This window comes from Actinoplanes sp. NPDC051859 (genome assembly GCF_044452725.1).
GTDB lineage: Bacteria > Actinomycetota > Actinomycetes > Mycobacteriales > Micromonosporaceae > Actinoplanes.
Genome location: NZ_JBITBX010000009.1, coordinates 86,280 through 107,896, shown reverse-complemented (window position 1 = coordinate 107,896; position 21,617 = coordinate 86,280). Strand labels below are relative to the sequence as shown.

Genomic DNA, 21,617 nt, shown 5'->3' with positions numbered 1-21,617 from the left:
GCTGCGGTACAGCCGAGTCCGACGTGGGGGAAGCCGAAGAGGAGGGCTCACGCGTGAAAGCGGCCTCGCGCGACTGCGCCGAGTCGCGGGATGCCGCGGCGTCGCGGGACTGCATGGGGAAGGCCGGCTCCTGGGGGCGCGACGGCAGCGACTCGCGTGCCTGGGCTGGGAAGGCCGAGTCGCGAGGCGGGAAGCTGGAATCACGGGCTGGAACAGCCGATTCGCGTGCCGACACCGCCGATTCGCGGTGCGGGAGTGCCGATTCGCGGGCCGGGAGAGCTGAGTCGCGGGCTCCGAGAGCTGAGTCGCGGGCAGGGCGAGCTGAGTCGCGGGCTCCGAGAGCTGAGTCGCGGGCAGGGCGAGCTGAGTCGCGGGCTCCGAGAGCTGCGTCGCGGGGCGGGAGATCTGAGGGAGTGGTGGCGCCGCCAGTGCTGAGGGCGGCGCCGGGAATCCGCTGGGGATATGCGAGGGCATCAGCGCGGCCGTCTGTTGTGCCGAAAGCGGCACCGGGGATGCGTTGCGGGTAACCGTTCGCATTCTCCGGGCCATCACTGCGCGTGCGCGAGGGAAGATCACTGGCTGTGCTCGGCGCTGCGAGGGTGCGGGGTCTCGCGTCGATGCGGCCCGGTAGTTCTGGGTCGCGGGTGGGCTGAGCCGGGGCCGAAGGGCCACGGTCGTCACGGCTGCCGAAGCTCCCGGTGTCACCCGTGGAACTGCCGCGGAGGGGGAAGCTCGCACCCTCGGGAGCTTGGCCGCGTACCGGAAAACCGGACGGACCGTCGGGCAGGTCGGTGAGCGTGGCACCGGGGATGCGGGCACGCTGGTCGCCGAAGGCTGAGAGACCGGGTGTCTGCCGCTCGTCGTTGGCGGGCTGTCGCCTGGCGAGGTCTGCTGCCGGGGCGGAGGACCGGGCCGGGGTGAAGCCGTTGAAGTCGCCGACGGGTCCGGCGAGCGGGCCACCGGCGACACCGGGAGAACGTTGCGGGAGGTCGCCGCCTTGCGCTCGCTGATAGGACTGCGGGGCCCACGGCGACTGCGCTTCGTTCGAGCTGCGGTCCGGTGAAGTACGCGACGGCAAATCAGTGGGGGTACGCGCCGGGAGGTCACTCGCCGGGAATTGGGCGGCGCCGGGGCCGAAGGCCGGTCCGGGTGGCGTGGGCTGACCTGCCGGTGGCACGGCTGGCACCACGAACGGCGAGCCGCCGTTGGGCGCTGCCGGTGGCGGTGGGCCGTACGCGCTCGGGATGGACTCCTGGGCGTGCGGGTACGACGGGGCGGGCGGGTTGGTGTCCGGCGGGAACGTGCCCGCGCGGAAACCGTCGCCGCTGCCCGACGTGGCCCCCGGCTGGCGGCCGGTTTGCTGGCCCTCGGACGTCATATCCGCCTCCTCCATGACTGTCGGCCGTGCCACCTTACGCGCGGACGCGGCCGACTTGCAGAGCTGGGCGTGACCCCGGTCACTTCCCCGGCCGGCCGAGCCGGGGTGGGTGACCGTGCCCCACCGTACCGGTCGAGGGCTACGGCCGGTATCCCGGTGTACGCCGTCCGGAGCGGTGCAAAGCCGGGAAAACCACCGAACGTGATCATGCACACGTCGTGCCCAGGCTCGGAAGAATGCCCTGAAAGCCTGATTTGTTCAGGGCATTCGCCGATGATCGGCGAACCTCCACTGCGGAGTGTGCCGCGCAGATGTGACAAGGCGTTGAAGATACGGCGAAGCCCCGGCCGATACGTCGACCGGGGCTGCACACGTGCGTCGCTCGAAAGTGCTCGAAGACGCCGGGGGTGGGGACGGAGGGTGTCCCGCACGGGTGCACCGCTCGCCGGCGGGCGAGACTGGTGGACCCGAAATCTGTGGGTTCGCCGAGCTGGTGAATCGCTCGAGGCGAGGCCCGGCTGACGGGCGGTCCCGATCTTGTGGATCGGGACCGGGCGTCAGTACCGGAGCGGAATCAGAAGACGCGCTGCTGGGCGAAGATCGTGATCTCGTTACGCATGGACTGCGTAGGAGCCGACTTGTACGCCCGCTCGATGGCACGCGCCTCGCGCTTGGCAAGCCGGCGGCTACGGATGCGGTCGATGGTGCTCATCGTGGTACTCACTCCCTGGCCTTGTGGGCCTCGTCGGTGGTGGCCGGTGGTTTCTGGCCTGCATTCATTTAACCGCGCCAGGGGCTTGACTGCCAACGAATCATGGGGTGAGCCCGCTTACATGCCTAAGAATCTAAGGTCGAGTGGTCTCCCTGCCGATGAACCTATGCCAGAACCTGTGCCAGGAATGACAACAGCCCCCGGGAGTGAACTCCCGGGGGCTGCGTGGTGCCTGGGGCATTACGTCCAGGAAAGCAGCGCGCCTTCCGGATCCTCGAGGAAGGCGCCGATGTCCCGGAGGAACTTGGAGCCCAGCTCGCCGTCCACGATGCGGTGGTCGAACGAGAGCCCGAGGGTGGTGACCTGGCGAATCTTGATCTTTCCCTTGTGGACCCAGGGCATCGGGCGGACCGCGCCGAAGCACAGGATCGCCGACTCGCCGGGCGGGAGGATCGGGGTGCCGGTGTCGACGCCGAAGACGCCGACGTTGGTGATCGAGAAGGTGCCACCGGACATGTCGGCCGGCGGCGTCTTGCCCGACTTTGCCACCTGGACCAGGCCGTTCAGGGCCTCGGCCAGCTCGCGCAGGGATAGCCGGCCGGCGTCCTTGACGTTCGGCACGATCAGCCCGCGCGGCGTAGCGGCCGCGATGCCCAGGTTGACGTAGTCCTTCACGACGATCTCGTTGGTCGCGGCGGACCAGGCCGAGTTGATCATCGGGTGCCGCTGGATCGCGAGCAGGACGGCCTTCGCCACGAACAGCAGCGGCGAGACGCGGACGTCGGTGAACTCGCGACGGGCCTTGAGCTTCTCGACCGCCTTCATCGACCGGGTCACGTCGACGGTCAGGAACTCGGTGACGTGCGGCGCGGTGAACGCCGACGCCACCATGTTCTCGGCCGTGAGCTTCCGGACGCCCTTGATCGGAATCCGCTGCTCGCGCGACGCGTCGAACACCGGCACCGATGTCGAAGCTGTCGCGCCATTGCCCAACATAGTGGGTGCGGCTGTCGGAGCGGCCGCTGCCGCGTGCACGTCGTCCCGCGTGACCGAACCCATCGGCCCGGTCCCGGCCAGCGAGAACAGGTCCACGCCCAGGTCCTTGGCCAGCTTCCGCACTGGCGGCTTGGCCAAGACCGGCTCAGCAGTCCGCACCCCAGCCGGAGTACCAGAAGCCGGAGCGACGGAGGCGGGGGCCACGGGAGCCGGGGCAACCGGAGCCGGAGTCACGGGCGCTGAGGCAGCGACCGGAGCAGGGGCAGCAGCGACAGGGGCAGCGGCAGCCGGTGCCGAGGCGGCACCCGCGCGGGGGCGGCGCTTCGCGGTGACCGTACGCGGTCCGTAGCCGACCAGAATGGCCGTGCGCCCACCGGGAGCCGGACCACCGATCAGGCCGGGCTCGATCGCACCCTCCTCGGGCGCGACCTCCACCGCAGCCAGCGTCTCCGCCGACGGCGTAGGCAGGTTCGGGCCGGCGACCGGCCCGGAGTCGGGCAGCGGTCCCGCGGACGGGTCGGTGTCGATGGCGATGATCGGCGAACCGACCTCCACCGTCGTCCCCGCCTCGTGGAAGATGCGGGTGACGACCCCGCCCCACTTCGCCGGGATCTCGACCGCGGCCTTGGCGGTCTCGACCTCGACGATCGGCTGGTTCAGCTCGATCGTGTCGCCGACCTTGACCAGCCAGGCGAGGATCTCGCCCTCGGTCAGGCCTTCGCCGAGGTCGGGCAACGGGAATTCCTTGATCCGAGACATCTGGGTCACCAGCCGAACGAACGGTCGACGGCGTCCAGGACGCGGTCCAGGTCGGGGAGGTACTCCTCCTCGACGCGGGACGCCGGGTACGGGGTGTCGTAGCCGGTCACGCGCAGGACCGGGGACTCCAGCGAGTAGAAGCACTCCTCGGTGACCCGGGAAGCGATCTCGGAACCCATGCCCAGGGTGCCCGGGGCCTCGTGGATCACCACGGCGCGGCCGGTCTTGCGGACCGAGGCGAACACCGGGTCGAGGTCGAGCGGCGAGAGCGTGCGCAGGTCGATGACCTCGAGGTTCCGACCGTCCTCCGCGGCGGCCTGGGCGGCGTCGAGCGCCACGCGGACCATCGGGCCGTACGCGAGCAGCGTCGCGTCGGTGCCCTCACGGACCACCCGGGAGGCGTGCAGCGGGTAGGCCTTCGACACGTCGACGCCGAGGTCGACCTCGCCCTTCTCCCAGTAGCGGCGCTTGGGCTCGAAGAACACGATCGGGTCATCCGAGGCGACGGCCTGCTGGATCATCACGTACGCGTCCGCGGGGTTCGAGCACGTGACGACCTTGAGGCCGGCGGTGTGCGCGAAGTACGCCTCGGGCGACTCGGAGTGGTGCTCGACGGCGCCGATGCCTCCGCCGTACGGAATCCGGATCGTGATCGGGATCTTGACCTTGCCGTTGGAGCGGTAGTACATCTTCGCGACCTGGGCGACGATCTGGTTGTACGCCGGGAAGACGAACCCGTCGAACTGGATCTCGCACACCGGGCGGAAGCCGCGGATGGCCAGGCCGACCGCGGTGCCGATGATGCCGGCCTCGGCGAGCGGGCTGTCGATGACCCGGTTCTCGCCGAAGTCCTTCTGCAGGCCGTCGGTGATCCGGAAGACGCCGCCGAGCTTGCCGACGTCCTCGCCCATGATGACGACCTTGGCGTCGTTTTCGAGCGAGCGGCGCAGGCCGTGGTTGAGGGCTTTGCCCAGGGTGATCGTGTCAGCCATCAGTGGGCACTCCCGTCGAACGATGCCTGGTAGGCGGCGAACTGCTTGCGCTGCTCGTCGATCTCGGGCGAGCCAGTGGGGTAGACGTTGTCGAACATCGAGATCGGCTGCGGGTCCGGCATGGCGAGCACGCGCTCGCGCAGGTCGAGGGCCAGCGTCTTGGCGGACTCGTCGACGTCGCCGAAGAACGTGTCGTCGGCGATCTTCTGCTTGGTGAGGAACGCCTTCATCCGGCTGATCGGGTCCTTGGGCTTCCAGGACTCGACCTCGCTCGCGATGCGGTAGCGGGTCGGGTCGTCGGAGCTGGTGTGCGCGCCCATCCGGTAGGTGTAGGCCTCGATCAGCGTCGGGCCCTGGCCGTTGCGGGCGTTGTCGAGCGCCGCGCGCGTGACGGCGTACGTGGCGAGCACGTCGTTGCCGTCGATCCGGATGCCGGGGAAGCCGAAGCCGTCCGCGCGGCGGTAGAGCGGGATGCGCGTCTGGCGCTCGAGCGGCTCGGAGATGGCGTACTGGTTGTTCTGGCAGAAGAACACCATCGGGGCGTTGAAGACGCCGGCCCAGACGAACGACTCGTTGACCTCACCCTGGCTGGTGGCGCCGTCTCCGAAGTAGGCGATGACCGCTTCACCGTCGGGCGTGCCGGTCTTGCCGTCGATGGCGACGCCCATGGCGTAGCCGGTCGCGTGCAGCGTCTGCGAGCCGATCACGATGGTGTAGCTGTTGAACTTGTACTTGTTGGCGTCCCAGCCGCCCTGGTCGACGCCGCGGAACAGGCCGAACGGCATGATCGGGTCGATGCCCCGGGTGTAGAGGACGCCGTGCTCCCGGTAGGTCGGGAACGCCATGTCCTGCGGGCGCAGTGCGCGCCCGGAGCCGACCTGCGCGGCTTCCTGGCCCAGCAGGCTGGCCCAGAGGCCCAGCTCGCCCTGCCGCTGCAGTGCCGTCGCCTCGGCGTCGAGCCGCCGGACCGTGACGAGGTCCCGGTACAGCTCCTTGTACTCGTCGTCAGTGAAGTCGACCGAGTAGGTCGTGCCGTCCGCCGTGGTGACGCTGTCGATCCGCTCGCCCTCGGGGGTGAGCAGTTGGACGAAGCCGCCGGCCGGGGCGTCTGCCCCGACTTCGCTTTCGTCGTTCGCCATCCGTGTCTCCCTGTTTCATCTCTGCGCCCACGGCGGGTGTTGCCCGTCCGCGCGGCTGAACGCTGGTACGCCGCGCCTGGCCGGGTGAGGTTCCGCGCGGTGGGTTCGGCGGGTCTCGACCCGGCCGGGGAGTGACGACCCCGACCGCGCCCCGCCGGTTTGGCGGAGGGCGACGGCGGTGCCGTCGCCCCCATCCTCGCAGAGAACGTGAGTGGCGCCACAGGTCAGGTCGATCACAGTTCCAAAAATCCGCGCTGAGTGGCAGGTGCCCGTATTTGTCCATTTAAGTGGTTTTCGTGCCGTCACTTCCGTCTGAACGGCCCCTTTTCACCGCTCCCGAACGCACTCTTGGTCGTTTCCTCCTGCAAGCCGAGAGATCCACGTGGATCTTCAAATCCTGGGGAGGGTGCCGGCGTGCCGGAGCAGCCGCACGACGACGGATTCGTGCCACCGATCAAGGTGTTGCGCAAACGCCTCAACGGCGTCTACAGCGCCGAAGGCCTGACCGGACCGACCCGCCGTTACGTGCTGATCGTCGTGATGCTGGTGGGGCTGGCCTCGCTGCCGACCCTCGCCGCCATCACCGCCGGCTCGAACGAACTCGCCGATGGCGGCTCCACCATCACCGACATCCCGTTCATCCCCCCGCCGTCCGCCGGCCCGGTCCGCACCTCGCCGCCGGCTACGTCCGGCACCGGCTCGCCACAAGGCCAAGCCCCAAAAAAGAAGCCCCATAAGTACGCGCACAGTCGCCAAAACCGCAGCACACCCGCCGACACATCAGGCAATCCGCAGGCGCCGACGCCGCAACGGCCGCCCATCTTGGGCGCGGGTGCCGTGGAGACCCCGGAGAAATGGCTCAGCCCGGCCGTTCCCATCGGCCCGAACCAACCCCCCTACCCCACCAGCCCGCCCCGCCCCCACCACCCCACGCCGACCCAGCCCAGCGAGCCGGACCAGCCATCGGATCCGAACCACCCCAGCGAGCCCGAGCCGCAGGAACCCGGTGAGCCGCAGGAACCCGGTCAGCCGGGCGATCCCGGTCAGCCGCAGGACCCGGGTGAGCCGACGGAGCCGAGCGATCCCGGTCAGCCGAGCGATCCCGGTCAGCCGAGCGATCCCGGTCAGCCGAGCGATCCCGGTCAGCCGCACGAGCCCCACGAGCCGAACGAGCCGGGGGAGCCCGATCAGCCGCACGAGCCGGGGCAGCCGCACGAGCCGGGGCAGCCGCACGAGCCGGGGGAGCCCGGTCAGCCGCACGAGCCGAGCGATCCCGGTCAGCCGGGGGAGCCTTCGGTGCCGGGCCAGCCGGGCGATCCCGATGAGCCGGGTCAGCCCGATGAGGAACCGACTCCGCCCGGTCAGCCGGATGGCTCCGACGATGACGATGCCGACTCGGATGACGGCGGCCAAAGCGGCGGAAACGACGGCTCGGACGATTCCGACTCACCCCAGCCGCCGGCGAAGCCGCCGTGGTGCGCGGACCGCGGGCAGTGCTCGTCCCGTCCGTCGCACCACCACCGGCCGGACCGGTCACCGCACAAGCACTGCGAAGACGCCAACCACCGTGCCCACTGGTCCCATCACCGGTCCGGCACCAGCCGCTCCATCACCGTCCACATCGCACCCACGGGCCGGCACGGCCGCTGGACGGCCGTCACCGAAAACCAGCCCAGCGCCGGCAAACACAACGCGGACCAGCGCATCAAGCAGCCGAAAAGACTGACGAACGCGGTCAGCAACGGCACCAAGAAGATCGTCAGCCTTGCCCGGGTGCAGTCCGCCCGGACCGACAGCAGCCGGAGGTCCGCTATGACCGAACGCCCGCACAATCTTCGCACCGACCGCACGCCCAGCCGGACCCACAACGGCCATCGCCACCAGGCCGTTGCCGAGCAGGCAGACGGCACCCAGTTCGCCGCTCGCGCCTACCGGGGTAGCCACCGCGCCGAACGGATGCACCGCGCCGAGGACAACCGCACGGCCTCGATGGATCGGATGTCCCGGGTGGGCCGCCACCACGCCGACCCGGATCACACCAACCGCTGGTAGACACGCCGCGGACGCCATGCGGCCGGACCTCTGCCGTCCGCAGGCCCGGCAAGCCAGGAGTCGTCGGCCCGCAGGCCCGGCGAGTCAGGAGTCGTCGGTCAGGCGGTGGCGGTTGGTTTCGATCCAGGCGTCGATAGCCTCGGCGTCGTTCGGGTCGACGCCTTCGGAGATGAGCTGCGCGACCGCGGCCGTGGCCGGGCTGCGCTTTTCGCCGGTCGCGTACAGGCGGGCGAACTCGGGGATCATCTCTTCGACCACCGTGTCCGTCTGCTCGGTCGCGGTGTCCGGCAGGCCCTTCTTTCGCAGGGCGTACGCCGTCCAGGCCCGAGTCACCCGGGGCAGCATCGCCGCGTCGTCCATGTCCAGGACTGCGCGCCGGTGGACCCAGTCGAGCAGGAAGAGGCCGGCCACCGCGGGACTCCAGCGCAGCGGGTCGGTGTCGGGCAGGCTGGCCGCGTGGTCGAGGAGCAGGCTGAGGCAGAAATGCAGTGAGGCGAGCTCGTCGTCTGCGGCCACCGCGTCGAGACCGAACCGGGCGGCCTCAGGGGCGGCCAGGAAGTCACGGAGGAGGCGCTCGCGATCCGGGCCACTGAGCTCGGGCGGCTCGATCAGCGCCGGGACGGTCGACTTGGGCAGCAACGACAGCCGGGCGGTGGCTAGCGCGCGGTCGGTGGCGAGGTTGCCGTCCTGGGGGAGGTCGCTCAGCTCATCGGTCAGTTCGAGGTGCCGGCTGACCTCGGTGCGCAGCCGGCCCGGGTCTTCCTCGCGGAACCAGGTCAGTTCGTCAGCGGCGCACATTTCCCGGACCTGGCCGAGGATGCGGTCCGCCGGTCCGCCCACGAAGACGTCCTTGGTGATGCCGATGTTGTGGTCCACCAGGGCGACGACGGCGTGCTCCGGCCCGCCCTCTTCGGTGTCCTCGTAGGCGAAAGTGACCAGATAGGACGTCTGGTCACCATAGACGTCGCCGTACGCATAGCAGCCGGTCGCGCGGACCCGGCCGAGTTGCTCCGTCCAGGCCGGCGCTTGGGCGCCGCGACGGACCTCCGCCGCGCCTTCGGCGTCCGGGACGAGCGTCGCGAAGACCTCACGGATCGTCGTCGCCGAGGCGGAGCGCCGCCGGCTGGTCGCGGCGAGGAACTGTGTCACGAACTCGCGAACCGCCGCCGCACGTTTCGTCGTGGCCACCGAGTACACGCTGCCCAGCAGGGCGGTGCCCAGCATTTCGGCATCCAGGGCACAGTCGAGTTTCGCCACGTCGCGGGCCGCGTGCAGGACCGCGTCGTACGGATTCTGAGGTGCCGCCATGCGTTCGAGCCTACTAGTAGTGCAGGCCCGCGGCCCTATTCCGAACGGACGACGGCCAGCGCCTCCCGGGCCTGGGCGTAACCGTTGAGCACCTCGCGTACGGGAGCGACCACATGCTCGCGCCCCACTTCGGTGACTGACGCGCGCAGCCGTTGTTCGGCTCGTCGGCCCGCCCGTCTGGCACCCGCGTTGACGATCGGGCGCAGCAGAACAGCCAGCAGCAAGCCGAGGGCGAGGCCGCCGAGTAACAGCAGGGTGGGCAGCGGCACTTGGCCGACCTTCGGGGTGTCGAAGGCGGGCAGGCCGAGCACCCGAACGGCGTAGCCGGCCACCAGCCAGCCGAGTCCGGCCACCGCGGCGATGGTGAGCAGCCATTGGAGCAGGCCGACCGCCGTCCACCAGAACGGTTTGCGACTCATGCCCAGGTCGGTGCGGGCGACGGCGCGGTCGAGCGCGTCGGGCAGATCGGCCAGTTTGGACCGGGCTGCGGTGTTCAGCGCGGGCGCCCAGACCTCGGGAAGCGGCGCGGCTGCCCGGGCGGCTACCGCGCGCACGGACAGGCCCACCGCGGACTTCTGTGCGGCGTCCGCCGCGGGTATCGAGGTCCGCGGAGTGGGCACCAGATCCTGCGCGGCAGCGTGCTGCTCGGAAGTCTCCGGCGTGGGAGCCAGATGGAGTCGTTTGAGCGGATCCGGCCGCAACTTGCGGGCACCGCGCAGCAGCGGCCATCCGGTGTTCGCAATCGCCCGGTGCCGGTACGAGCCGGCGGTGGCCGCAGCGACCGCCGGCACCCCCGCCGAGGCGGCAAGAGCGTCGGTGAGCTGCCGTACGGTCGCCCGATCGACCTCGTCTTCGGCGGCCGGCGGCCCCATCGTCACACTCAGCTGCTCGGCAACCGTGTCGAGATCACCGGCGAGGCGGCGCAGGGCGGCCTGGCGTTCGGCGACCGTCTTCTCCAAGGCTGACCGCAGCTCGGTGAGCATGCCGGGCTGCTTTGCCGAGGTAGCCAAGGCCGGCACGCCGGTCAGGCCGTCCTCATCCAGCAGGCGCTTGAGGTCGGTCAACACCAGCTCGGTGTCGGCGGGGCTGAGCCGGTCGGCCTGATTGAGCACCACGATCGTGACGTCGCCGTGCGAGCGGAACTGGCGCAGGTACGCGTTGTGCAGGATGCGGTCGCCGTACTTCTGCGGATCCACCACCCACACCACCTGGTCGACCAGGCCGAGCAGCCGGTCCACCTCGAGCCGGTGGCCGTGCTCGACGGAGTCGAAGTCGGGCAGGTCGAGCAGCACGAGGCCGCGCAGCGCAGCCTCGTCATCACCGTCGAGCGCGCTTTCCCGCACGAAACGTTGCCGGGGCAGCACACCCACCCAGTCGAGGAGGCGGTTGGCGGGCTCCAACGGACCCCACACGCAGGCGTGCGCCACTCCGGTGGTCGGCCTGCGTACGCCCACCGGCGACAGTTTGAGCCGGGCGAGCGCGTTGAACAGGCTGGACTTTCCACTTCCCGTGCTGCCAGCCAGCGCCACCACCGTGTGGTCCTGGGACAGCGCGAGCCGGCTGCCCGCCCGCTCGACCAGCGTGTGCGCGGCGACGAGATCGCTGTCCGGCAGGTACGGGTCGGTGGCCCGCAGGAAGCGTTGCAACGCCGACAGCCGTTCGGAAAGCTGCTGGGCGTCCACCCGGTCGTCGCCGCTCAGCAGGCGGCTGACCCGCTCGGCGAGGCTCATGTCGGCGTACCGGTCAACGCGAGTTCCTCCCTGGCGTTCTGCACGTCGGTGGCAGCCTGCCGCAACGCGGAGCCAGGCGCCAGCGCGAGCCGCGCGGCGCCGGTCCGGTCGGTGAAACGGGCCGCCTCCTGGTCGAGCAGCACGCCGATCCGGGTCACGAGATCCTCGCGTGCCCGGGCGGCCAGGGTACGGATCGCCTGGTCACCGAAGATCGCCTCGAGCACCTTCTGCGCGGCGACCGTGGTGCCCGCCCCGACCGCCACCTCGATGCCGGTCGGGATCAGCGCCGTCGACGTGAAGACTGCGATCATCACGGCGAGGCCGACGCCGTTGACCGCGTACGCCGCGCCGCGCGCCACGAACCGCTTGTCGCCGGCCTCGGTGCGCACCAGGTCGAGCACCCACTGCTGCCAGTCGCGGATCGCCCGCTCGGCGCGTTCCGGCAGGTCAGGTGCGGGTTTCTGCAACTCCGGTGCCAGCAGTTCGGACCCGGCGGGATGGGCCTGCCAGGCCGCGTACGCCTGCTCGGCCGCGTCGGAGGCCACGCCGCGGACCAGCGTGACCAGCTGCGATTCGAGCGCGATCTGCAAGTTGCGGCCGGGTGCGGGGCGCCCGGTGACCGCCGCGACGATTTTGTCGCGTACCTGGCCGATCCGGGACTCCAGCGAGCGCAGAAACTCTCCGGTGCCGATGAATTCCTGCCACCGTGCCAGCACCTCGCCGCGCAGCAGCCGACCGTCCTGCAAACCGTCCGCGAGGGTCCGCCCGGCGTTGCGGTAGGCCACGGTCACCCGCTCCTCCAACGTCTTCGCCGCGACCTCTTGCTCATCCGCGGCGGCAGCCAGCCCCGCCACGGTCGGGCCGAGCGCGGTCAGCGCGCCGTTGAGGGTTTGCCGCACCACTGCGGCCCGGGCGTCGGCGTCCGCGGCAAGCTGCACAAACCACTCGTGCAACTGCCGGATCTCCTCCTCGGGAACCAGCCCCTGCCCGTCCAGAGTGGTCTCCGGCAACACGAACAGCGGCGCCGCACCCATGTCATGTTCGGTCAGCATTTCGGCCAGATGCGCCGACACCTCACCCGCGGCTTCCGCCGGCACGCGATCCAGCACCAGCGCAATCACCGTGCCGCGCAACCGCGCCGTCTTCAACAATTCCCACGGTACGGCGTCCGCATAGCGCGCCGCGGTCGTCACGAACAACCACAGATCCGCCGCGGCCAGCAGTTGCGCCGCCAACTGCCGGTTCCGGTCGACCACCGAGTCGATGTCGGGCGCATCCAGGAACGCCAGCCCCGGCCCGAGCGCCGGCGCGGCGACCAGTTGCAGCGTTTCGGGGTCGTGCCCGGGCTCCGTCGTCCGGATCAGCCCTGGCAGCAAATCACCTTTGCGGAACCACGACGCATCCGCCGGATGGCTCACCAGGACCGGCGACCTGGTCGTCGGCCGCAGCACGCCGGCCGCACTGACCGGCGCCCGCACGAGGCTGTTGACCAGAGTGGACTTTCCGGCGCCGGTGGACCCGCCGACTACCACGAGCAGCGGTGCGTCGAGCCGCGCGAGTCGCGGCAGCAGGTAGTCGTCCAGCTGCGCCACCAGCGCGGCCCCCACCCGCCTGGCCTCTTCCGCTGACGGCATGACCAGCGGATAGGTTGCCCCACCGATTGCCGCCCGCAGCTCCGACAGCGCCGTCGCCAGCCGCCCGACGGCAGGTGGCGGCTCGGTGGGTAGTGGTTCGGTGGGCGGCGTGCTGTGATCGGTGCTGCCTTGGGGGTCGCCTTGCTCGGCGGGCTCAATCGCGGCTGCGGGCTGAGTTGTCACGACGTTTCCCGAGGTGGATGCGCTCGGCGGCGGCCACTCCGGAGTCGCCGGCCCCGCTGGAGCCGCCGCTTCTCCCTGCGCCTCGGACTGAGCCTGTGTAATCGGCTCTGCTTGCGCCTCGGGCTCAGCCTGGGATGTCGGCTCTGCTTGCGCCTCGGGCTCAGCCTGGGATGTCGGCTCTGCTTGCGCCTCGGGCTCAGCCTGGGATGTCGGCTCTGCCTGCGCCTCGGACTCGGCCTGTGTCGACTCGGCTTGCACGTCCGACTCAGGCTGCGTTGCTAGTTCTGGCTCAGCCTGTGTTGCTGGTTCAGCTGCCTTCGTCGCTGCTTCCGCATCTTGCGTCTGCACGCCGGACTTACTGGAAATCTCCGACATCGTGTCGGAGTCAACGGGCGCCGAGGAAGACGGGTCGGACCGCGTGGACTGAGGGGAGGGCGCGGTAGTGCCTCGTTCGTCGGGTTCGCCGGTGTTGGTCCGTGAGCGCTGTTCGGGGGGTCGTGCGGTTGGGGGCGCTGTGGGCGTACCTGAAGAATCCGCGGTCGTGGCGGACCTGGCCGGACCGCCGCTGGTCTGGGGTTTCGTCGGCGGGGTGTCCGTCGCGGCGGGAGTGGCCGACGGACCGACCGCGTCACCGTGCGTCGTCACGGGTAAAGCGTGCCCGATCTATGCATCACAGACAACAGGTGACCCTCCCGTCGTGACCGGACGGGAACCTTCTTCGCAGGGTTGCGTCGAGTTGACTCAACTTCGACTTGCGGTCTGGCAAAGCCGTGGCATCATTGAGTCCGGTCCGCTCAACTTGGGACCCGGAAACGTGTTAGACAGCTAGTAAGACGCCCGGTGAGAAGCGAGGAAGCGAACATGGCACGAGCGGTCGGCATCGACCTCGGCACCACGAACTCCTGCGTCAGCGTTCTGGAAGGAGGCGAGCCCACCGTCGTCGCCAACGCGGAGGGTGCTCGGACGACCCCGTCCATCGTCGCCTTCGCGCGCAACGGCGAGGTGCTCGTCGGTGAGGTCGCCAAGCGCCAGGCGGTGACCAACCCGGACCGGACCATTCGTTCGGTCAAGCGGGAGGTGGGCACCAACTGGTCCATCGACATCGACGGTAAGAAGTACACCCCGCAGGAGATCTCCGCGCGGGTGCTCATGAAGCTCAAGCGGGACTCCGAGGCTTACCTCGGCGAGACCGTGACCGACGCGGTCATCACCGTGCCGGCCTACTTCAACGACGCGCAGCGGCAGGCCACCAAGGAGGCCGGTGAGATCGCGGGCTTCAACGTCCTGCGCATCGTCAACGAGCCGACCGCGGCCGCCCTGGCGTACGGCCTGGACAAGGGCACCAAGGAGCAGACCGTCCTGGTCTTTGACCTCGGTGGCGGCACCTTCGACGTGTCCCTGCTGGAGCTGGGCGAGGGCGTCATCGAGGTCAAGTCTACCTCCGGTGACAACCACCTCGGTGGCGACGACTGGGACCAGCGGATCATCGACCACCTGGTCAAGACGTTCCGCGGCGAGAACGGCATCGACCTGTCGCAGGACAAGATGGCCCTCCAGCGTCTCCGCGAGGCCGCGGAGAAGGCGAAGATCGAGCTGTCCGCGGCGACCACGACCAGCATCAACCTGCCGTACATCACGGCCGGTCCGTCGGGCCCGCTGCACCTGGACATGAGCCTGTCGCGGGCCGAGTTCCAGCGGATGACGCAGGACCTGCTGGACCGCTGCAAGGCGCCGTTCGAGCAGGCGATCAAGGACGCCGGCGTCAAGGTTTCCGACGTCGACCACGTCATCCTGGTCGGTGGCTCGACGCGTATGCCCGCCGTCTCCGAGCTGGTGCAGCAGCTCATCGGCCGCGAGGCCAACAAGGGCGTGAACCCGGACGAGGTCGTCGCCGTCGGCGCCGCCCTGCAGGCCGGTGTGCTCAAGGGCGAGGTCAAGGACGTCCTCCTGCTCGACGTGACCCCGCTGTCGCTGGGCATCGAGACCAAGGGCGGCATCTTCACCAAGCTGATCGAGCGCAACACCACGATCCCGACCAAGCGCTCCGAGGTCTTCACCACGGCCGACGACAACCAGCCGTCCGTGCTGATCCAGGTCTTCCAGGGTGAGCGGGAGATCGCGGCCTACAACAAGAAGCTCGGCACCTTCGAGCTGACCGGTCTGCCGCCGGCGCCGCGCAACGTGCCGCAGATCGAGGTCACCTTCGACATCGACGCCAACGGCATCGTGAACGTCCACGCGAAGGACCTGGGCACCGGCAAGGAGCAGAAGATGACGATCACCGGCGGCTCCGCGCTGCCGAAGGACGACATCGAGCGCATGATGCGCGACGCTCAGGACCACGCCGACGAGGACAAGAAGCGCAAGGAAGACGCCGAGGCGCGCAACCTTGCCGAGCAGCTGCAGTGGCAGACCGAGAAGTTCCTGGCCGAGAGTGGCGACAAGCTGCCCGAAGACGCCAAGACCGAGATCGGTGAGGCGCTGGGCGACCTGCGCGGCGCACTGGGTGGCAGCGACATCGAGAAGATCAAGGCCGCCCACGAGAAGCTGGCGACGGTTTCCCAGAAGGCCGGTTCCCTTCTGTACGCCCAGCAGCAGCAGGAAGGCGCCGAGGGTGCCCCCGGCCCAGACGGTGCTCCGGGCGCGCCCGGTGGCGCTGCCGGTGGTGCCGCGGGTGCGAGCGCCGGCCCGAACGCCGGACCGCAGGGTGGCGCTGACGACGTCGTGGACGCCGAGATCGTCGAGGACGACAAGAAGTGAGCCGGGCGGACGACGAGAACGACGGTCAGGCGACCGAACGGGTCGTCATCCGCGATCGCCGCAAGATCGATGTGAAGGGTAAGGACACCACGGTGACCAGGGAAGCCGAGGAGTCCGCGGAGGCCAAGGGTGGTGCGCACCGCGCCGCCGAGGAACCCGCGGACGAGGTGACCACCACGCCGGGTCTCGGCGCGGAGCTCGCGGCGCTGCGGACCGAGCTGGAGGAGCGCACCCGCGACCTCCAGCGGGTCACCGCCGAGTTCGCGAACTACCGCAAGCGCGTCGACCGGGACCGGTCCGCCGCCGCCGAGCAGACCACCGGCACGGTGCTCACCGCGCTGCTGCCGATGCTCGACGACGTCGACCGGGCCCGCGAGCACGGCGACCTGGTCGGTCCGTTCGCGACGGTGGCCGAGGCGCTGGGTGCGGCCGTGGGCAAGCTCGGGCTGGTCGCCTTCGGTGAGAAGGGCGACCCGTTCGATCCGACCCGGCACGAGGCGGTCGCGCACCTGACCTCGGCCGACGTCACCGAGCCGACCTGCGTCGAGGTCATGCGCCGCGGTTACACCCTGGGCGAGCGGCTGCTGCGGCCCGCCATGGTCGCGGTCGCCGACCCCGCGTGACGATGATCTGTCCCGCCCACCAACTGGTGGGCGGGACCTCTCGCATTCCCAGAAGGGGGTGGGCCGGATGAGCTCGAAGGATTGGCTGGAGAAGGACTTCTACGCCGTTCTCGGGGTGGGCAAGTCCGCCTCCGCCGACGAGATCAAGAAGGCATACCGGAAGCTGGCTCGGGAGAACCACCCCGACCACAACCCCGGTAACACGGACGCCGAGGAGCGGTTCAAGGCCGCATCCGAGGCGTACGACGTGCTGTCCGACGACAAGAAGCGCAAAGAGTACGACGAGATGCGCTCGCTGTTCGGCTCCGGCGCGTTCCGCCGGGGTGCCCGATCCGGCGGCAGCGGGCAGTTCGACCCGTCCGACCTGTTCGGCGGGTTCAGCGGCGCGGGCGCGGGCGCGGGCGGCCCCGGCGACCGGCGGTTCGGCGGTGCCGGCTTCTCGGACATATTCAGCTCGATATTCTCCGGCGGGGGTGCGGGCGGTGGCCCGCGCCGAGGCCCGCAGCGCGGCCGGGACGTCGAGGCCGAGGTGACGTTGGACTTCGCGCACGCGGTGCAGGGCACGACATTGCCGCTGACGCTGCGCTCGCCCGGAGTGTGCGACACCTGCCACGGCAACGGCGCGAAGCCCGGCACGGTGCCGCGTACGTGTTCGCAGTGCTCGGGATCGGGCCTGATCTCTCGGAACCAGGGTTCGTTCAGCTTCTCCGAGCCGTGCCGGGAATGTCAGGGCGCGGGTTCCGTCGTCGAGCAGAAGTGCCCGGAATGCCGCGGCACCGGCGGGGTCACCAAGAATCGCACTATCAACGTCCGCTTCCCGGCCGGTGTCGCCGACGGGCAGCGGATCCGGCTCAGCGGCCGGGGTGAGCCGGGCGAGCGCGGCGGTCCGGCCGGTGACCTGTACGTCCAGGTCCGGGTGCGGCCCGACGACCTGTTCGGCCGGGTCGGCGACGACATCACGTTGACCGTGCCGATCTCGTTCCCCGAGGCGGTGCTCGGTTGTGATCTACGCGTGCCCACCCTGGACGCCTCCGTGACGCTACGGGTGCCGCCGGGGACGCCGAGCGGGCGCAAGCTGCGCGCGCGGGGCAAGGGTGTGCAGCGCCGCGACGGCCAGGTCGGCGACCTGCTGGTCACCGTCGAGGTGCAGGTGCCGTCCGGCATCTCGGACGAGGCCCGCGATGCGCTGGAGCAGTTCGCCAAGCTCAGCCCGAGCCCGGAACGAGGACGTATCGAAGCTCGGCTGCGCCGGGGATAATCGCTCGGAGCAGGACCGTTCGAGGAGGTGGCAGATGTACGAAGAGATCAGTGTCTCGGTGGAGCAGGCCTCCGATGCGAAGGTCCTGATCATCTCCGTCGCCGCGAAGTTGGCCGGGATGCATCCGCAGACCCTGCGCCAGTACGACCGGCTCGGCCTGGTGCAGCCCGGCCGGGCCGGTGGTGGCGGTCGTCGTTACAGCGAGCGGGATGTCGCTCTGCTGCGCGAAGTGCAACGGCTGAGCCAGGAGGACGGCGTCAACCTGGCCGGCGTCAAGCGGATCATCGGCCTGGAACAGCTCGCCGGTGAGCTGCAGGAGCGGGTCGCCGAGCTGGAGGCCCAACTGTCCGCGGCGTACCAGCGGATTGCCCAGCTGGAAACTTCGGTCGGTCCCTATCCCAGCCGCGATCTGGTGCGGCAGGAGCGGCCGTCGACCGCGCTGGTCGTTTGGCGGCCGCGGCGCGCCGGGGAGCGCTGAAATCCGGCCCGCTGAGTCGGGTGCGCTGAGACACCGAGCCGGTCAGCGGCGCCCGAACATGGCAAGTCGACGAGGGTGGCGCACCAGGCCACCCTCGATCCACTCCTGGTAGTCGAAGAGCTCCGGGCGGTTCATCAGCACCCGACAGTTGTGCGCCCAGATCGACATCGGCTCGTCACCGACCTCCTCGGCCCGCTCCACGTACTTCTTCAGCCGGCGCTTGCGCTGGGTGGACGCGTTGGGACGCACGCCGTCGGCCGCGTAGATGTACATGCAGTGCAGGGCGAAGCGGCGGGCCGGGCACTGCCGGTCCATCGCCAGCTCGAACAGGGTCGGGGCCAGCACGTCACCGGCGATCAGCAGGTCCCAGTCCGACGGCATCGCGTCGAGCGGCACGGCCTCCGGGTGGTAGGCCCACGCCTGCAGCTCCTCCGGTCGGGGGTCGACCGGGTTGGCGAATCCGAAGAAAGTCGACTCACGCACGGTCACGATGCCGCCCCACTACGCTCGATCATCCGCTCGCCTTCCTGAAAGGCTCAGGGTCCGCGCCTGCGCCGAGATCTCCTGGTACCCGGCGTGTCGCTGGTCACCCTGTTAACTCGTTGTTGTCGCGGCGACACGGTAGCGCGTGAGATCGCTTCGGCGGAAGTGATGAGTTATCACTTTCAGATACCGGTCAGTAGCATTGCGCAAAACGGCAATGCCCAGGTCAGTCCGCCGCGGGCAGGGGCTCGACCGGACGCTGCACGGCCATTCGCCGGCGCACGATCGTCTTGAACCAGGCGTAATCCGGCAAACGTGCCAGCAGCGGGCCGCTCACGACCGTGATCAGCACGTATGCCGTGGCGAGAGGGGCCAGCTCCGGTTCCACACCGGAGGCCACGGCCAGCCCAGCGATGACGATGGAGAATTCGCCCCGGGGCATCAGGGCCAGTCCGGCGCGGACCTGACCGGGCAGGGCGATGCCGCTGCGCCGAGCCGCGAAGATGCCGGTCATCGCCTTGGTCAGCATCGTCAGGGCGGCGAGCCCCAGCGCGGGCAGCAGCACCGGCGGCATAGCGGCGGGGTCGGTGGACAGGCCGAAGAAGACGAAGAACACCGCGGCGAAGAGGTCCCGCAGCGGTGACAACATCTGCACGGCGCTGTGCGCGACCTGGCCGGACAGGGCGATTCCGACGAGGAACGCCCCGACAGCGGCGGAGACGTTCAGCTCGGCTGCTACCCCGGCCACGAAAAGCGTCAGTCCCAGCACGCTGAGGAGCAACGCCTCGGCGTCCTTCACCGACACGAAGCTCGAGATGGCGTGGCCGTACCGGATCGCCACGACCAGGACCGCGACCACCGTGAGCACCGCGACGGCCAGGGCTTTCGCTCCGCCCATCAGCCCGGCCCCAGCCAGGACGGCGGTGACCAGCGGCAGATAGAACGCCATGGCCAGGTCCTCGATGACGAGCACGGACAGGATCACCGGGGTCTCCCGGTTGCCGAGCCGGCCCAGGTCGGCGAGCACCTTGGCGATGACGCCGGAGGACGAGACCCAGGTGATGCCGGCCAGGACCAGTGCCGCCTCCCAGCCCCAACCGAGCAGGAAGGCGAAGGCGGCCCCGGGCAGGGCGTTGAGCACGGCATCGATGAGACCGGCCGGGGCCGCGGCCCGCAGGTTGCCGACGAGCTCGGTCGCCGAATACTCCAGGCCCAGCATCACCAGCAGCAGGATGACGCCGATCTCGGCGCCGACCTCGATGAACTCCTCGCTGGCCGCCAGCGGCAGCAGGCCGCCGTGCCCGAACGCGAGCCCGGCCAGCAGGTAGAGCGGAATCGGTGAGAGGCCGACCCGCCGGCCGAGCCGGCCCAGCATGCCGAGAGCGAAGAGCAGCGCGCCGACCTCGATCAGCAGGATCGTCGTTTCGTGCACCTCAGTCGCCGTGATCGCCGGCGAGGATGGCGGTCAGGCCACCCAGGCCGTCGCGGGTGCCGACACCGACGACCACGTCGTTCGCCTCGAAGACGAACGACGGCTCCGGGGACGGGACGACCTCACGATCACGCAGCACTGCCACGATCGAGGCACCGGTGCGGGTGCGGGCCCGGGTATCGCCCAGCCTGCGGCCTACGAACGGGGACCCCGCCGGCAGGGCGACCTGCTCGGTGAGCAGGCCCGCCGCCTGCTCCCGCAGGCCGGACAGTTGGCCCAGCATGAGAGACGCGCCGAGGACATCGGCCAAGGCCTCCGCCTCGTCGTCGGTCAGCGGTATCGAGGCGAGGCACGAATCGGGGTCGTCCACGTCGTACAGCACCAGGTCGCGGCGGCCGTTGCGGTGGGAGACCACGCCGACCGTACGCCCGGACGACGTCACCAGATCGTGGCGGACACCGATGCCAGGAAGGGGAGTCTGCTCTACCCGTACACGCACAGGGTCAACGGTAACGGGTGCCGGGCCGCGCGAGTGTCAGCACCACCAGGCCGGCGAGGCACAGGCCGGTGCACAGCACGTACGCGAGCCGGTAACCGAACTGCTGGGAGAGGCCGAACAGGGGCCCGGCCAGCATCGCGCCGAGCGGGAACGAGTTGGTGAACAGCGTGGTGGCCCGGCCAGGCTGTTCCGGCAGCATGTTCTGCATATAGGAGATGCCGAGCCCGGACACCGCCGCGATGAACAGGGCGTTGAGGATCTGCGCGGCGAATAGCACCCACACGCTGGTGGCGACCGCGGCCGCCCCGTAGTACGCGACCCCGCACGCTCCGCCCGCGAAGAGCAGCGCACGCAAGGGCAGCCGGGTGGACAGCACACCCAGGCCCAGCATCAGCGGGATCTCCAGGGCCGCGCAGAGGCCGAGCACCAGGCCCGCGGCGGCGGCGTCTCCGCCCAGCTCGGTCCCGATGAGCAGCGGCAACGCCTGGATGCCCAGCGTCAGCGGGGTCTGCAGCAGGGTGAAGGCGAGGGCGGTCAACAGCAGCGTCCACCGGGTCGTGCCAGGCTCGTCCGCCGCGGAGTCGACGGGTGCCGGGGCTGCGGGACCTGCCTTGTCGAGCCAGCCGAGGCCGATCGCGGCGGCGATGGCGTACATGATGGCGGCGCCGCCGTAGACGAGGGCGAATCCGCCGGCGTCGAGCAAAAACGCGGCGAGCGGCGGCCCGGCCACCCAGGCCAGCGAGAAGACGGTCCGTAGCGCGCTGATGCCCATCGCCGCCCGCTCTGGCGCATCGCGTTCGAGGACCTGTCGGGCGTACGCGAAGGATTGCGGGAAGAGTGAGTTGGCGACGGCCAGGGCCGTGACGGTCAACCCGAGCAGCACCCAGTAGTCGCGGACGACCGCGGTGAACGCGCAGCCGATCGTGCCGGCCAGCGCGCCGCCGATGAGCAGGGCACGCCGGATCGGCCAGCGGTCGGACAACCGGCCGATCAGGGTCGAGCCGAGCACACCGGAGAGCGGCGCGACGACCAGGAAGATCGTGACCTCGATCGGGCCCGCGTCGACCTCGGTGCTGAGGAAGAGCGACAGGAACGGCCCGACGAGCGCGGTCGAGACGCCGACGGCGAGGAAGACGAGACCCAGAGGAAGCAGTGCGCGGGTCAGCGGCGGCGTGCGCCGCGCCGTGCCGAGGGACATGTG

General features: G+C 70.0%; 16 protein-coding genes. 5 read left to right on the top strand and 11 right to left on the bottom strand.

The annotated features are described in order from the left end of the window. Positions 1-1,952: 1,952 nt before the first annotated feature. From ACIA1L_RS22880 to pdhA, 4 genes are all read right to left on the bottom strand, one after another. The gene (locus tag ACIA1L_RS22880; RefSeq protein ID WP_396074901.1) at positions 1,953-2,090 is read right to left on the bottom strand and encodes a hypothetical protein; all 138 of its coding nucleotides are present in this window, start codon (positions 2,088-2,090) and stop codon (positions 1,953-1,955) included. Positions 2,091-2,330: 240 nt separating this feature from the next. Further along, the gene (locus ACIA1L_RS22875) at positions 2,331-3,845 is read right to left on the bottom strand and encodes a dihydrolipoamide acetyltransferase family protein (protein ID WP_396075114.1); all 1,515 of its coding nucleotides are present in this window, start codon (positions 3,843-3,845) and stop codon (positions 2,331-2,333) included. Positions 3,846-3,850: 5 nt separating this feature from the next. Beyond that, positions 3,851-4,837, bottom strand: a complete 987-nt coding sequence (locus tag ACIA1L_RS22870; RefSeq protein ID WP_396074900.1) for an alpha-ketoacid dehydrogenase subunit beta — start codon at positions 4,835-4,837, stop codon at positions 3,851-3,853. Continuing rightward, a complete protein-coding gene (gene pdhA / locus ACIA1L_RS22865; protein ID WP_396074899.1) occupies positions 4,837-5,976 on the bottom strand; it encodes a pyruvate dehydrogenase (acetyl-transferring) E1 component subunit alpha in 1,140 nt (379 codons plus the stop codon). Before pdhA ends, ACIA1L_RS22870 begins: the two co-directional genes overlap by 1 nt. A 414-nt stretch (positions 5,977-6,390) precedes the next feature. Here pdhA and ACIA1L_RS22860 point away from each other — a divergent pair, with 414 nt between their 5' ends. Beyond that, complete coding sequence (locus tag ACIA1L_RS22860) at positions 6,391-8,028, top strand: hypothetical protein (RefSeq protein ID WP_396074898.1); 1,638 nt, start codon at positions 6,391-6,393, stop codon at positions 8,026-8,028. Between the two features lie 84 nt (positions 8,029-8,112). On the opposite strand, the gene ACIA1L_RS22855 is transcribed toward ACIA1L_RS22860, so the two are convergent. The 3 genes from ACIA1L_RS22855 to ACIA1L_RS22845 are packed head-to-tail and all read right to left on the bottom strand — an operon-like array spanning position 8,113 to position 12,700. Then, positions 8,113-9,336, bottom strand: coding sequence for a hypothetical protein (locus tag ACIA1L_RS22855; RefSeq protein ID WP_396074897.1), 1,224 nt, complete (start codon positions 9,334-9,336; stop codon positions 8,113-8,115). Between the two features lie 35 nt (positions 9,337-9,371). After that, complete coding sequence (locus tag ACIA1L_RS22850; RefSeq protein WP_396074895.1) at positions 9,372-11,066, bottom strand: GTPase; 1,695 nt, start codon at positions 11,064-11,066, stop codon at positions 9,372-9,374. Beyond that, positions 11,063-12,700, bottom strand: a complete 1,638-nt coding sequence (locus tag ACIA1L_RS22845; RefSeq protein ID WP_396075112.1) for an ABC transporter — start codon at positions 12,698-12,700, stop codon at positions 11,063-11,065. Before ACIA1L_RS22845 ends, ACIA1L_RS22850 begins: the two co-directional genes overlap by 4 nt. 1,044 nt (positions 12,701-13,744) lie before the next feature. Here ACIA1L_RS22845 and dnaK point away from each other — a divergent pair. The 4 genes from dnaK (at position 13,745) to ACIA1L_RS22825 (ending at position 18,002) form a co-directional block, all read left to right on the top strand. Next, the gene (gene dnaK, locus ACIA1L_RS22840; protein ID WP_396074894.1) at positions 13,745-15,643 is read left to right on the top strand and encodes a molecular chaperone DnaK; all 1,899 of its coding nucleotides are present in this window, start codon (positions 13,745-13,747) and stop codon (positions 15,641-15,643) included. Continuing rightward, complete coding sequence (grpE, locus tag ACIA1L_RS22835) at positions 15,640-16,266, top strand: nucleotide exchange factor GrpE (RefSeq protein ID WP_396074893.1); 627 nt, start codon at positions 15,640-15,642, stop codon at positions 16,264-16,266. Before dnaK ends, grpE begins: the two co-directional genes overlap by 4 nt. Before the next feature lie 67 nt (positions 16,267-16,333). Then, positions 16,334-17,524 (top strand): molecular chaperone DnaJ, encoded by a 1,191-nt coding sequence (gene dnaJ, locus ACIA1L_RS22830; RefSeq protein WP_396074892.1) that lies wholly within the window; start codon positions 16,334-16,336, stop codon positions 17,522-17,524. Positions 17,525-17,558: 34 nt separating this feature from the next. After that, on the top strand, positions 17,559-18,002 hold the full coding sequence (locus ACIA1L_RS22825; protein ID WP_396074891.1) for a heat shock protein transcriptional repressor HspR: 444 nt from the start codon (positions 17,559-17,561) through the stop codon (positions 18,000-18,002). A gap of 42 nt (positions 18,003-18,044) precedes the next feature. Here the strand turns inward: ACIA1L_RS22825 and ACIA1L_RS22820 are convergent, their stop codons facing one another. From ACIA1L_RS22820 to ACIA1L_RS22805, 4 genes are all read right to left on the bottom strand, one after another. Further along, positions 18,045-18,491, bottom strand: a complete 447-nt coding sequence (locus ACIA1L_RS22820) for a hypothetical protein (protein WP_396074890.1) — start codon at positions 18,489-18,491, stop codon at positions 18,045-18,047. Positions 18,492-18,711: 220 nt separating this feature from the next. Then, positions 18,712-19,917 (bottom strand): cation:proton antiporter, encoded by a 1,206-nt coding sequence (locus ACIA1L_RS22815; protein WP_396074889.1) that lies wholly within the window; start codon positions 19,915-19,917, stop codon positions 18,712-18,714. Between the two features lies 1 nt (position 19,918). Next, positions 19,919-20,416 carry a cation:proton antiporter regulatory subunit gene (locus tag ACIA1L_RS22810; protein WP_396074888.1) on the bottom strand — a complete coding sequence of 166 codons (498 nt, stop codon included), beginning with the start codon at positions 20,414-20,416 and terminating at the stop codon, positions 19,919-19,921. 4 nt (positions 20,417-20,420) lie between these two features. Then, positions 20,421-21,614, bottom strand: coding sequence for a sugar efflux transporter (locus tag ACIA1L_RS22805; protein WP_396074887.1), 1,194 nt, complete (start codon positions 21,612-21,614; stop codon positions 20,421-20,423). Between the last annotated feature and the right edge of the window lie 3 nt (positions 21,615-21,617).

Bases quoted from the DNA above. Each gene is read 5' to 3' on its own strand.
- ACIA1L_RS22855 (WP_396074897.1), bottom strand. From the start codon at position 9,336: ATGGCGGCACCTCAGAATCCGTACGACGCGGTCCTGCACGCGGCCCGC.
- pdhA (WP_396074899.1), bottom strand. From the start codon at position 5,976: ATGGCGAACGACGAAAGCGAAGTCGGGGCAGACGCCCCGGCCGGCGGC.
- dnaJ (WP_396074892.1), top strand. From the start codon at position 16,334: ATGAGCTCGAAGGATTGGCTGGAGAAGGACTTCTACGCCGTTCTCGGG.
- dnaK (WP_396074894.1), top strand. From the start codon at position 13,745: ATGGCACGAGCGGTCGGCATCGACCTCGGCACCACGAACTCCTGCGTC.
- ACIA1L_RS22875 (WP_396075114.1), bottom strand. From the start codon at position 3,845: ATGTCTCGGATCAAGGAATTCCCGTTGCCCGACCTCGGCGAAGGCCTG.
- ACIA1L_RS22850 (WP_396074895.1), bottom strand. From the start codon at position 11,066: ATGAGCCTCGCCGAGCGGGTCAGCCGCCTGCTGAGCGGCGACGACCGG.
- ACIA1L_RS22805 (WP_396074887.1), bottom strand. From the start codon at position 21,614: ATGTCCCTCGGCACGGCGCGGCGCACGCCGCCGCTGACCCGCGCACTG.
- ACIA1L_RS22880 (WP_396074901.1), bottom strand. From the start codon at position 2,090: ATGAGCACCATCGACCGCATCCGTAGCCGCCGGCTTGCCAAGCGCGAG.
- ACIA1L_RS22870 (WP_396074900.1), bottom strand. From the start codon at position 4,837: ATGGCTGACACGATCACCCTGGGCAAAGCCCTCAACCACGGCCTGCGC.
- ACIA1L_RS22845 (WP_396075112.1), bottom strand. From the start codon at position 12,700: ATGCCGTCAGCGGAAGAGGCCAGGCGGGTGGGGGCCGCGCTGGTGGCG.
- ACIA1L_RS22825 (WP_396074891.1), top strand. From the start codon at position 17,559: ATGTACGAAGAGATCAGTGTCTCGGTGGAGCAGGCCTCCGATGCGAAG.